The 13,074-nt window shown below is 39.0% G+C and carries 11 protein-coding genes; 5 read left to right on the top strand and 6 right to left on the bottom strand.

Going from position 1 to position 13,074, the window contains the following annotated elements; genetic code table 11:
• Nucleotides 1-7: 7 nt before the first annotated feature.
• Complete coding sequence (locus tag J536_RS11205) at nt 8-1,048, bottom strand: rod shape-determining protein (protein ID WP_000601379.1); 1,041 nt, start codon at nt 1,046-1,048, stop codon at nt 8-10.
• Nucleotides 1,049-1,181: 133 nt separating this feature from the next.
• Here J536_RS11205 and gatC point away from each other — a divergent pair, with 133 nt between their 5' ends.
• From gatC to J536_RS11185, 4 genes are all read left to right on the top strand, one after another.
• Complete coding sequence (gatC, locus tag J536_RS11200) at nt 1,182-1,496, top strand: Asp-tRNA(Asn)/Glu-tRNA(Gln) amidotransferase subunit GatC (RefSeq protein ID WP_000107699.1); 315 nt, start codon at nt 1,182-1,184, stop codon at nt 1,494-1,496.
• A gap of 53 nt (nt 1,497-1,549) precedes the next feature.
• Nucleotides 1,550-3,028, top strand: a complete 1,479-nt coding sequence (gene gatA / locus J536_RS11195; RefSeq protein WP_032056660.1) for an Asp-tRNA(Asn)/Glu-tRNA(Gln) amidotransferase subunit GatA — start codon at nt 1,550-1,552, stop codon at nt 3,026-3,028.
• A complete protein-coding gene (gene gatB, locus J536_RS11190; RefSeq protein WP_000796643.1) occupies nt 3,028-4,497 on the top strand; it encodes an Asp-tRNA(Asn)/Glu-tRNA(Gln) amidotransferase subunit GatB in 1,470 nt (489 codons plus the stop codon). Before gatA ends, gatB begins: the two co-directional genes overlap by 1 nt.
• Before the next feature lie 169 nt (nt 4,498-4,666).
• Complete coding sequence (locus J536_RS11185) at nt 4,667-5,245, top strand: DJ-1/PfpI family protein (RefSeq protein ID WP_005064406.1); 579 nt, start codon at nt 4,667-4,669, stop codon at nt 5,243-5,245.
• A 78-nt stretch (nt 5,246-5,323) separates the two neighbouring features.
• Here the strand turns inward: J536_RS11185 and J536_RS11180 are convergent, their stop codons facing one another.
• The gene (locus J536_RS11180) at nt 5,324-5,842 is read right to left on the bottom strand and encodes a hypothetical protein (protein WP_005064404.1); all 519 of its coding nucleotides are present in this window, start codon (nt 5,840-5,842) and stop codon (nt 5,324-5,326) included.
• Between the two features lie 83 nt (nt 5,843-5,925).
• Nucleotides 5,926-6,990: a DUF1176 domain-containing protein gene (locus J536_RS11175; RefSeq protein ID WP_032062932.1), complete on the bottom strand. Its 1,065-nt coding sequence runs from the start codon at nt 6,988-6,990 to the stop codon at nt 5,926-5,928.
• Between the two features lie 125 nt (nt 6,991-7,115).
• Here J536_RS11175 and J536_RS11170 point away from each other — a divergent pair, with 125 nt between their 5' ends.
• On the top strand, nt 7,116-7,865 hold the full coding sequence (locus J536_RS11170) for a DUF4850 domain-containing protein (RefSeq protein WP_032062930.1): 750 nt from the start codon (nt 7,116-7,118) through the stop codon (nt 7,863-7,865).
• Between the two features lie 41 nt (nt 7,866-7,906).
• Here the strand turns inward: J536_RS11170 and J536_RS11165 are convergent, their stop codons facing one another.
• The 3 genes from J536_RS11165 to J536_RS11155 form a co-directional block, all read right to left on the bottom strand.
• Nucleotides 7,907-9,955, bottom strand: a complete 2,049-nt coding sequence (locus J536_RS11165; protein WP_032062928.1) for a M13 family metallopeptidase — start codon at nt 9,953-9,955, stop codon at nt 7,907-7,909.
• Between the two features lie 266 nt (nt 9,956-10,221).
• The gene (sbmA, locus tag J536_RS11160) at nt 10,222-11,415 is read right to left on the bottom strand and encodes a peptide antibiotic transporter SbmA (protein WP_032062927.1); all 1,194 of its coding nucleotides are present in this window, start codon (nt 11,413-11,415) and stop codon (nt 10,222-10,224) included.
• Nucleotides 11,416-11,653: 238 nt separating this feature from the next.
• Nucleotides 11,654-12,889, bottom strand: a complete 1,236-nt coding sequence (locus tag J536_RS11155) for a threonine ammonia-lyase (RefSeq protein WP_032062926.1) — start codon at nt 12,887-12,889, stop codon at nt 11,654-11,656.
• Nucleotides 12,890-13,074 lie beyond the last annotated feature (185 nt).

The following is a 13,074-nucleotide window of genomic DNA, read 5'->3' as shown; positions in this document are numbered from 1 at the left end:
CTTAAACTTAACCGACGAAAAGCATGTCATGGTTCGGGTTGTCGAAGAATTCTAATACTTTACCACCACCACGGGTTACGCAAGTAAGAGGATCTTCAGCAACAACAACTGGTAAACCAGTTTCTTGAGCCAATAACTTGTCAAGGTTACGAAGTAGCGCACCACCACCTGTCAACACAATACCGCGCTCAGCAATATCAGAAGAAAGTTCAGGAGGAGTTTGCTCAAGAGCAGATTTCACAGCGCTTACAATGCTTTGTAACGGATCAGAAATGGCTTGAGTAATTTCGTCAGAAGTTACGGTAATTGCACGAGGCACACCTTCTGCAAGGTTACGGCCACGTACTTCGATTTCTAATGTTGTACCATCAGAAACAGCCATACCTACTTCTTTTTTAATAATTTCAGCAGTGGTTTCACCAATCACACAACCGTGAGCTTTACGAACATAATTGATGATTTGCTCATCAAAAACATCGCCGCCGATGCGTAAAGAGTCAGCATAGACACAACCTTGCAATGAAATAATTGCAATTTCTGTTGTACCGCCACCAACATCCACAACCATAGAACCACATGCTTGTTCAACTGGCATACCTGCGCCAATTGCTGCTGCCATAGGCTCTTCAATCAAACGAACATCACGGGCACCAGCATTAAATACTGCTTCGCGAATCGCACGACGCTCGACCAAAGTTGATTTACATGGTACACATACAACTACACGAGGTGCAGGTGGGAACAAACGTTTTTCGTGAACTTTACCAATAAACTGATTCAACATGGTTTCAGTCACTTCAAAATCCGCAATTACACCGTCTTTCATTGGACGAATTGCAGAAATATTCGCAGGCGTACGGCCCAGCATTTGCTTAGCATCTAGACCTACAGCAGCAACAATTTTTTGTGAACCACTGTGACGAATTGCCACAACTGTTGGTTCATTTAATATAATGCCGCGGCCTGGTGCATAAATAAGTGTATTTGCTGTACCTAAATCAATGGCTAGATCCGGCGAAAACAAGCCAATTAGTCGTTTTAGAATCACGGTTCGTTCTCAGTTAAACTTTCATGTGGATGCAAGGTGGCAACTTTAAACTAAATGTGATGATTTGAACAAGTCAATCGCTTATTATAACGCACGATATTTTGAAAATTTTTAATACTGATTAGGTGATGTTATGTCTACATCGGATGCACAGCATTCAGCAGATTTAAATGCACAAACAGTTTCAGCAATCGCCAATCTTGCTCGATTGTCGCTCAATGATACGCAATCTGCTGAATATGCTCAAAGTCTAAATAAAATTTTAGGCATGATGGAAACCTTAAAAGGCATTGATACGGAAGGCGTAGAACCTTTGAAAAGTCCTTTTGACAATCCTCAACCTTTACGTGCTGATGTGGTAACTGAAAGCAATCATCGAGATGAATACCAAGCAGTTGCGCCTGCAACTCAAGATGGTTTGTATCTTGTTCCTCGCGTGATTGAATAACTTTTACTCAATTAACCCATCTTCCCTATTTTGAATGTAAAGAAATTTTACTCATGACTGATTTACATCGCTTATCAATTCGTGAACTTGCTGAGGGCTTAAGCCAAGCGAAGTTTTCATCTCGCGAACTGACTGAACACTATTTAAAACGTATTGCTAAAATTGACCCACTGGTAAAAAGCTACGTGACGGTTACGCCTGAACAAGCGCTTGCTGAAGCCGACGCTGCCGATGCTGCATTAAAAGCAGGTAATGCAACCGCTTTAACGGGTATCCCTCTTGCTCATAAAGATATCTTTTGTACCAAAGGCATTAAAACGACTGCTGGTTCAAAAATACTAGACAACTTCATCTCTCCTTACGATGCAACTGTTGTTGAAAAAACTAAAGCAGCTGGTCTGGTCACTTTAGGTAAAGTGAACATGGACGAGTTTGCGATGGGCTCAACTTCAGAAAGCTCATATGTTGGGGCAACAAGCAACCCATGGGCACTTGATCACGTGCCTGGTGGATCATCAGGTGGTTCTGCTGCGGCTGTAGCGGCTGATTTAGCACCTTTTGCAACAGGTACTGACACAGGTGGTTCAATCCGTCAACCTGCGTCATTCTGTGGCTTAACAGGCTTAAAACCAACCTATGGTCGTGTATCTCGCTTCGGTATCATTGCTTATGCATCATCTTTAGACCAAGCGGGTCCAATGGCTCGTTCTGCCGAAGACTGTGCTTACCTCATGAATGTAATTGCAGGTCACGATGCGAAAGACTCAACTTCGGTTAAAAAAGAGGTTGATGACTACGTTGCAAACTTGAATAACACATCTGTAAAAGGTTTACGTATTGGTATTCCTAAACAATACTTTAACGTTGCAGGTTTAGATGCTCACGTAAAAGCACGTGTTGAAGAGTCTTTGAAAAAGCTTGAAGAAATGGGTGCTACACTTGTTGAGATCGATCTCAACATGACTGAAGCTTATGTACCGACGTATTACCTGATTGCGCCAGCAGAAGCATCATCTAACTTGTCACGTTATGACGGTGTTCGCTACGGTTACCGCTGTGAAAACCCAGCTGACTTGATGGATCTTTACAAACGTTCGCGTTCAGAAGGTTTCGGTCCAGAAGTTCAACGTCGTATTCTCATTGGTACTTACGCGCTTTCTGCGGGTTATTACGATGCTTATTATGTGAAAGCTCAAAAAGTACGTCGTTTAATTCAACAAGACTTCTTAAAAGCATTTGAAAATGTGGATGTGATTGCGGCTCCTGCTGCGCCAACAACTGCATATAAAATTGGTGCGAACTTAAGTCCAACTGAAATGTATTTAGGCGATATCTATACACTTGCAGTGAACTTGGCAGGCTTACCAGCGATTAATGCTCCTGTTGGTTTTGATAAAGACAGCTTACCTGTCGGCTTACAATTAATTGGTAACTACTGGTCAGAATCACAATTGTTGTCGATTGTTCATCAATACCAACAAAACACCGATTTCCATACTCAACGTGCGGCAATTGCTGAGGAGAATGCATAATGGCTGAAGCTCAAAAGTTGAAATTGATTGACGGTTGGGAAGTCGTTATTGGTATCGAGATTCACACTCAGCTTGCAACCAATTCTAAAATTTTCTCTGGTTCATCGACTGAATTTGGTCAAGACCCAAACACGCAAGCGAGCCTTGTGGACTTGGCAATGCCGGGTGTACTTCCAGTTTTGAATGAAAAAGTGGTTGATCTTGCAATTCGCTTCGGTCTTGGAATTGATGCTTACATCGACCAAGCATCAGTATTTGCACGTAAAAACTACTTCTACCCTGACTCGCCAAAAGGCTACCAAATTAGCCAAATGGATAACCCAATTGTGGGCTTGGGGCACATCGACATCCAACTTGAAGATGGTACGACTAAACGTATTGGCGTAACTCGTGCTCACCTTGAAGAAGATGCCGGTAAATCTGTACATGATCAATTTGAAGGTATGTCTGGCATTGATTTAAACCGTGCTGGTACACCTTTGCTTGAAATCGTTTCTGAACCTGACATGCGTTCGGTTGAAGAAGCGGTTGCTTATATCAAAGCGATTCACACATTAGTACGTTGGTTAGGTATTTCTGACGGTAACATGGCAGAAGGTTCATTCCGTGCGGACTGTAACGTATCTTTACGTCGTCCGGGCCAACCTTTTGGTACGCGCTGTGAACTTAAAAACCTCAATTCATTCCGTTTCATTGAGCAAGCGATCAATGTTGAAATTGAACGCCAAATGGAAATTTTGGAATACGGCGGAAGTATCGACCAAGAAACTCGTTTGTTCGATCCGAACAAAATGGAAACACGCTCAATGCGTTCTAAAGAAGAAGCAAACGATTACCGCTACTTCCCAGATCCAGACTTGTTACCGGTGATTATTGCAGATGAGCAAATCGAAGCTGCTCGCGCTGCACTTCCAGAGCTCCCTGCTGCTCGCCGTGCACGCTTTATCGCAGACTTTGGTGTAACTGAGTACGATGCTCACGTACTTACGCTCTCACGCGAAATGGCAGACTTCTATGAAGCTGTTGTGGCTGCTGCTGGCGGTGCGAAGCAAGGTAAAGTGTCTGCAAACTGGGTAATGGGCGAATTCTCAGGTGCTTTAAACAAAGCAGGCCTAGATCTGGCTGACTCACCTGTTTCTGCTGAACAGCTTGGCGGCATGATTGCTCGTATTGTTGACAACACCATTAGCGGTAAGATTGCTAAACAAGTTTTTGGCTTTATGTGGGAATCGGAAGGTAAATCTGCCGATGACATTATTGCGGAAAAAGGCTTAAAGCAAGAAACTGACACAGGTGCAATTGAAGCGATCATTAAAGAAGTACTTGCAGCCAATGAAAAAATGGTTGAAGAGTACAAGTCTGGTAAAGAAAAAGCCTTTAACGGTCTTGTTGGTCAAGTCATGAAAGCATCTAAGGGTAAAGCCAACCCTGCTCAAGTCAATGAATTAATGAAAAAATTGATTGGTTAATTTGACTAGCCAACTCAAGAAAAAGCCTCGATTTATCGGGGCTTTTTTATATCCGTCTAAAGCATTCTTCGACTAAAGAATGCACTTTTTTCCTAAAAAATTACTCAGTGACTGTGCTAATTTAAATTAATAATTTAGATAACTTATATTTTAAAAAGAGAGATAAATTATGTCTAAAAAGATTTTAATGTTGGTCGGTGACTATGCCGAAGACTATGAAACTATGGTTCCATTTCAGTTCTTAACTGGTTTAGGTTATACCGTGCATGCTGTTTGCCCGAATAAAAAGAACGGCGACCATATTGCAACGGCTATTCATGATTTTGAAGGTGAGCAAACTTATAGCGAAAAACGTGGCCACAACTTTGCGATTAACTATGATTTTGATGCCGTTAATACCGAAGACTATGTAGGTCTAGTGATTCCGGGTGGTCGTGCACCAGAGTATTTACGCATGAATGAACGTATTATCGAAATTGTGCGTGAGTTTGATCGAGTGAAAAAACCAATAGCAGCCGTATGCCATGGCGCTCAGTTACTAGCAGCGGCAGATGTATTACAAGGCCGCCTCTGTTCTGCTTATCCAGCATGTGCTGTCGAAGTAAAATTGGCAGGTGGACAATACGCAGATATTGCTGTGACTGAAGCAGTTACAGATGGTCATTTGGTGACTGCTCCAGCTTGGCCTGCACATCCAGCTTGGTTAGCTCAATTTGTGAAAGTTTTAGGGGCTACAATTACGATCTAAAAAGATCTCTTTATCCCAAATACAATAAAGCCTACTCTTAGATAGCAGGCTTTATTACTAAAATAGAAAACTAGACTTTTATCTTGTAATCCCTAATTTATTCCAAATTTCTGGTGTTAAAAACGTCGTCACCAATTTATTTAAGTCAATATAGCGTAATGTGCCCTGCAACTGCTGTTTAACGGCTGGGTCTTTAACAATATCTTCACCCGCACTTTGACCTAACTGTTGAAAGGCCTCTCCAACTGCCTTCACACCTTCAGCCTGAATTACAGCTTTAGTTTGGGTAGAACATTGCTCCACAATCACACGTTGTAAAACCTGCGCCAGTTTTTGATCTAACTGATCCTTTTGCTCAGGTGTTACATTACTAAATGCTTTTAAATCTGGATGAGCAGCTAAAGCCGTAAATGTCCATTGAAGTACAGTAGTTTTGTCTGAAGCCGTTGTAGCCTTAACTAAACAGTCACTTAACTGATCAACTGTTGGGCCAGCCATCGCAATTTGGGTAGTTCCCAACACAGCAGCAGCCACACATATTGAACGGCTCAGGTGTGAAAACTTACGGCGAACAATAGCGTAAAGATGATGTGACATAGCTCTGGCTCCAATAAACAATCTGTTCTTTTTATCACAGAGTCACCAAAGTTACCTGTTATGACTCTGTAACCGCAAAATACTTATTTCACCACAGACTCTATTCGATCCAGTTCCCACACTCCACCTGCTGCCAAGCCTTTACACATACCCGTCCACATATCCTTAGTATGTACAAAACTCTTGCCATCCCACACCCATTCTTCACTTGCCCAGCAGTCTCCAATGCCTCTTCCCTTTTGAGCACTGCTGATCATACCGCTATCAAAATCTGAAGCAGATTCAGTCACAAACACGGCCTTACCATTTAATGACTCATCTAGCACCCAAGCGCCATATCCTTCGTTATAAGCCCCTCTCCAGCACAACGTAGTCGCCAAAACTTTCTTATTGGTTAGTTTATATATCTCAATTTTTTGTGGTTCAGCTCCATCACTATTACCACCATAAATTCCTTCACAAAAGTCTTCTTTAGGATTCGGATTAGCTACCATCAAGCTACGGTGTATTGCTTGATACTGCTTGCTTTTCAGTTGTAGCGTTAAATAAGGTTTGACTGTAGTTTTAATGCGTTTAACAAGTAGTTTTGGCTCAGGCATAAGTACTTTAGTTTCATTGGCACTGCCCTTTTTAACCAAAGCACCAACAGTCCCGATACGCTTCTGAAAATCATCCATTTTTAATAACACAGCGGTCATTCCAGCATCGGAAATTTTCCATTCATGCTGTGCATTTTTAAATACAATTTCAGTCTTCTGTTTGGATTGCTGTAGTACAGCAATGACTTGCGAGCTGTTCAGTTTACCCATAAGTGGTAACTCAGTACCATCTACAGTCACAGCGCCTAAATCTTTGCCATTTATATAAAAATGAATATTTTTAAGCTGGTTGGCTGGCAAACTTTGCTCATAGTCTGATAAAGCAAATTCAGCTTGCACAGGTTGTTTTGGCCCTGCTTTACGCACCAATAAAAGTGATGCTGGATTATCACCATTTTCTTCACTTTGATAGCCTGCGGCTTTACATGTACCTGTATTGCTACACGAGATTTCCCACTCTTGGTGTGAAAATGAAATACCTTTGAGGTCTTGAGCAAAGCTATAAGAACTCATTACCGCTAAACAGCAGATTGAAAGCATATTTTTCATTATTTCATGTCTCGATAGGTCTGTTTTTCTTATTAAGCTAAAAACAGTTTAAAATTTTGAATTACCGTCTAGTTTAAAAGAATATGCTAGATTTATATAAAATTTAAATTGATTACTTTCTAAAAATGAAAAAACTGAATTTTTTATTATTTACTGCATTTACCAGTCTAACTTCAACTGTTTATGCAGAAGTAAAAAGCTTTACTCCCCATTTTCCAAAGTTTTATAGCTCTGCTGCAACCCGCAAAGCAGATAATCAATTCTACGCTCTAGGAGAGGCAAAGTTTTTAAACGGCGTTACAGTCCCGTTTTATGGTGTTACAGCACAAAGCCCAACAGAGAATGGTTTACTTAAAGACTTTGAAACCTGTACACCTAAAAGCTGCCATTTTAATTTTAAACTCGATGCTCAACATGCAAAACAACTCAAGCTTCTTGCATTACCTGAAACAGGTTTGGTGCTCGTTCCAAGAAATTGGCAAGATGTGCAAGCAAATGCAGGCGCTAATGGGACTGGTTTTGCTCTAATAATGAGTACAGATCAAAAACAAGCAATAGAACTCTATGATTCTTCATTTTGTGTTGGCTGCGGACTACCAAATGCAACGCTCTATTTCCCAGAGTTATTAAAAGAAAGTCTTGAAAATGAATTCGGTGGCTATAAAGACCCTAAAAAACTCATCCATATTGTTCACCCATCTAAAAAAGTGGCTTTTTTTAGTTATCAAATTCCACAAGTGAACAATAAAACCCATGGCATTGCCAAATATGATGATGAAGACACTTTTAACTATAAAGAAATTCAAGTCACCTTAGATAAATCTCAACAGTCTTTAGTAGGACCTATCCTTAATTTTTATAATACAACCCATTAATCCAATACTTATAAAAAACCCGCTTTCGCGGGTTTTCTTAATCACCAAATAGTTACCCGCTTCTCTGGTGGTAAATACATCTGATCATCTTCGTTTATTTTAAAAGCCTCATAAAATGGTTTTTGATTCATTAAAGCTCCATTGCCACGTACTTTATCAGGAGAGTGAGGATCTGTTTTTAAATAGATAACCGCTTGAGCTTCGCGGGTTTTCGCACGCCAAACTTGAGCCCATCCCATATAAAAACGTTGCTCCCCAGTCTGTCCATCAATTACAGGAGCTGGCTTACCGCCTAGTGCAATTTGGTAAGCCTTATAGGCAATTGCTAACCCAGAGTTATCTGCAATGTTTTCACCTAATGTTAATTCACCATTAACATGATAACCAGCAATCGGTTCGTAACGGTTATATTGTTCAATCAATGCTTGTGTTTTAGCTTTAAAACGCTGGTGATCTTCAGCATTCCACCAGTTTCTCATATTGCCCAATTCATCAAACTGACTCCCCTGATCATCAAAGCCATGACTAATTTCATGGCCAATCACAGCACCTATACCACCATAGTTCACTGCATCATCTGCGTTTATATTAAAAAAAGGTGGTTGTAATATCGCTGCTGGAAATACAATTTCATTCAATGATGGATTGTAATAAGCATTCACCGTTTGTGGTTTCATATACCATTCATCACGATCAACCGGCTTACCCAATTTATTAAGTTCATATTGGTATCTAAACTCACTTGCGCGAATTATATTTCCAACTAAATCATTTTTAGCGATGTGCAGACCAGAATAATCACGCCACTTTTTTGGATACCCGATCTTTATTGACATGTGAGAAAGCTTTTTACGAGCTTGTATTTTCGTCGCAGGACTCATCCAGTCCAATTCTGTAATGCTTTGGTCATAAGCACGAATCAGATTTTGCACCAATAATTCTATCTGTTGTTTTTTCTCAGCAGGAAAGTATTTTTCAACATAAAGTTTGCCAATACCATCTCCCAGAACCTTATCAACAAGCTGTACACCACGCTTCCAACGCGCTTCTTGTTCAGTAATATCTCGAAGTGTCTTGTTATAAAAATCAAATTTATTATTTACAAAAGCGCTATTTAGTAATGGAGAAAAATTATTTATCAAATGCAATTTAAAATAAGCTTTCCATATATCTAAGGGTGTATCTTGGATAATTGTATTTAAGCCCTGAAAGTAGTCTGGCTGATTTACCTGAATAGTATCAATTTTTCCTTTTAATTCAGTTGCTGTTAGATAACCTTGCCAATCAAATACAGGTGTTAGTTTATATAAATCTTTGATTTTGTATTTATTGTAGCGTTTTGCAAGATTACGATTTTGTACATTACTCCATTGTATTTTTGCCAACTGAGTTTCAAGTTTTAAAATTTCCTGAGCATGTTGTGCTGCTTGCGAGTCTCCAGCAAGTGTTAAAGTTTTTTCAATATACTTTAAATACTGTGCACGAGTTTCAATAAATTTTTTATCATCTTTCAAATAATAATCACGGTCAGGTAGACCCAAACCACTTTGCTCCAAACCAGCCACCATTTCAGTAGATTGTTTCATATCCTGTTCAATGCTTAGACGGATTGGGCTATTGACATCAATACGAGCAAAATGTGCCATTAAAATTGCAATTTGATTCTTATTTTTCAATTTATCAATTTGATTTATCTTATTTTTTAGAGGACTAATACCTTGCTTCTCAATACTTTTTTCATCCATAAAGCTAGCATATAGAGTAGCTACTTTTTGCTCTAAACTACCATCCACCCACTTTTGACCAGAGAGCTCTTCTACAATTCCATGTACTTGGCTGATTGATAACTCACGGAGCTGATTAAAAGCTCCCCAACTTGCTTTATCAGCTGGGATTTCAGTATTTTTTAACCAAATACCATTTACATGTGAATAAAAATCGTTCTTTTCATTAATAGAGGAATCAATATATTGTTGATCTATACCTGATATTTTTTTGATTTGAGAATTTGTTACTAATTCCGCACGTACCAAATTAGCAGAAGTCATAAGTGCAATCGTAAGAGCACTTTTAAGTAAAATAGATTTCAAAGACTTAACCTCATATTTAAATATTTAATGATCTAAAACAATAGCTTAAAGTGATTATTTTTTATTAATTAAGCGAATGGCAAAATTAAAACCAATATAGAAGCAAGTTTTATACCGCGAAAATATAATATTTTCAAAAATATATTTTTATATAAATCAAAATTATAAACGAAGAAACTTACCAAATCTTTTATTCTACTAAATACTTAATATTCTAAAGATGCCATGGCTTGAACCAAGGCATCTTTCAGAGATATGATTACTTTTTAATCTAAAATTTTCTCAAATATTCTTAAACGCTTATAAATTGAAAGCAGTTCAATAATCGTTTTCCATGAACTAATTAAATATTGGAATGATTCACGGACTTTATCAAAAACATTACCTATTTGCGTAATTAAACCCAATGTCATTTTACCTGCGGCAATAGAAGGGAATAAAACAACTAGACTATATAAAATATCTAATTGGATATACCAAATACTAACTAAATTAAAATAAGAGTAATGCAGATATAAACGGAAATAATTCAGCCTAACACTTGAGAACAATTCTCTTAATGTTTTTGGCTGTGCACGCTCCTCATGATCCTCACCATAGACAAGTTCTTTACGATAGGCAGCTTCTACTTTTTGATTATTAAACTGTAAACCAGGTAATTTAATACCAACCACCATTAATAGAACAGTACCAAAAACAGCCCATACAATTGCAGCCCAGACCAATGAATGATCAATTTCACCTACAATAGGCAGTACTCTAACTTGTTTAGAAAGTTCAAAAAGAATAGGTAAAAAGGCAATTAAAACCATTATAGCCTTAACAAAATTTACTCCGAGGTCTTCTAAAACAGAGGCGAAACGCATGGTATCTTCTTGAACACGCTGTGAAGCCCCCTCGATATGACGAAGCTTTTCCCAATGCTCTGTGTAATATTCATTCATTGCTGTACGCCAGCGGAATACATAATGACTAGCAAAAAAAGCATTAATAACAGCTAAAGTCACACCGACCATCGCAATTAAAAGAAATGTAACTGTTCCCATATAAAGTTTATTAATATCACCACCACCGTGATCTAACATACTTTGAATGAGATTATAAAAAGGCCCATACCATGCATTAACAGCTACACTAACCTGAACGCTAAACCAGATATTAAATAAAATAAACGCCGAGCCCCACACAGACCAACTTTGCCAAGGATTATTCGATATAGTCCTCCAGAAACCAGCAAAAAGCGCAGTAGAGACTAAAAACCAGACATAAAACCATAAGAAAGTTGGAGACCAAAAACGGCTCACACCCACTGGTAGTTGAGCATCATGATAGCCTTGAGGAAACCCTATAAAAGTTCCCCACGTGTTTCCACCTGAATACCAAAGCACCATATTGAGCGCGATCCAAATGACCGCAGATATAAAGAAATACCTTGGTGATGGAAAAAATGATTTGAACATTGAGCGTGGATATCCCTATATTTCTTCAAATTTACAATGAAAGGAATACTAAAACCTAAACCTTAAAATTGTGAAGGCTAAAGTTTAGAGAATTGTCAATTTTTCCTATTCCATTGAAGGATTTGATCGTTTTTTTGTAAATTAATCCCTTTTTTGGCAATTTAATCCATTTAAATTACCTTGTATATGACTCTCGATAGAGCCATATACAGCTTTTATAACACAGTGATATCAGAGATTAAATCTCTTCTTTACGAACAATATAGCCTTCTAATTGCATTGCTTGAATAAGCAAATCTAGGTCCGAGGCACTTTTTAATTCGACATCAACGCTCACAGCGCTTTCTTTGGCACGGCTTGTTGCCGCAAAGCGTTCATGACGCAGCTCATAAATATTACCACCCTGCTCAGCAATAATGGCCGTCAAACGAGCTAAAGCACCTGGATTGTCCGGTAATTCAACACGAATACGAACCATACGGCCTGTACGGGTTAAATGGCGTTGTAATACAGAGACCATAACACGTGTATCAATATTGCCACCAGATAACACCACACCAACTTTATGACCTAAAAATAGATCTGGTCGAGACATAATTGCAGCAATTCCAGTCGCGCCAGCCCCCTCACATACTGTTTTTTCAATATTGAGTAATAGTGCAATAGCCTCTTCAATCATGTCTTCAGTGACAACAACAATGTCATCAACATATTCTTTAGCAACTTGGGTCGTAAGCTCACCTGGAGTTTTTACCGCAATACCCTCAGCAACAGTAGAGCCCATTGAAACCGCATGTTGATAATTACAAAGTAGTTTTGCCATACTTGGGTATACAACTGATTGCACCCCAATAATTTTGATTTTTGGATTGATCGCTTTAGCAGCAATTGCAATACCAGAAATTAAACCACCACCACCAATTGGCACAACCAAAATATCCAGATCAGGCACAGCTGCAAGCATTTCAAGTGCAATGGTTCCCTGACCTGCAATAATTTCAGCATCATCAAATGGGTGGATAATCGTTAAAGATTCTTCTTGTGCAACACGGTGCATTTCAGCAGCAGCTTCTGAAAAGTCCTGCCCATGCAAAATAACGCGTGCACCGTACTCACGTACTCGTTGTACCTTAACGTTTGGTGTCGATTTCGGCATCACAATGGTCGCGGTCACACCTGTACGCTGAGCGTGGTAAGCTACACCTTGGGCGTGGTTGCCTGCCGAAGCTGCAATAACACCATGTTGCTTTTCTTGCTCAGATAAACACAACAGTTTATTCAGAGCGCCCCGCTCTTTAAATGAAGCTGTAAATTGTAAGTTTTCAAATTTCAACCACATCTCAGCCCCTAAGGTTTTAGAAATGGTTTCTGAGAAAACAAAGGGAGTTTTTACAACTAAACCTTCCAAACGCTCTGCGGCAGCATGAACATCGTCTAATGTTGGAAAGCCATTTTTAACCTGTTGCTGTATCATTTATCCAGTCAGCCTCAATACACTACAAATCAATTATTTTTAAAAAACGGCAACAATATTTCATATTAACCATTAGAGTTTTCAGCATATCCAACATGTCTCTAATATACAAAAAATTTTATTCCAAAAATTGAAGATTTAAACTTCCATAAAAAAAGCCCTTTGTGGGCTTTTTATTTAATTTT

Source organism: Acinetobacter sp. 809848, from assembly GCF_000581275.1.
Taxonomy (GTDB): domain Bacteria; phylum Pseudomonadota; class Gammaproteobacteria; order Pseudomonadales; family Moraxellaceae; genus Acinetobacter; species Acinetobacter pittii.
The sequence above is the reverse complement of the archived record's forward strand: the minus strand, read 5'-3'. Positions and strand labels throughout refer to the sequence as shown.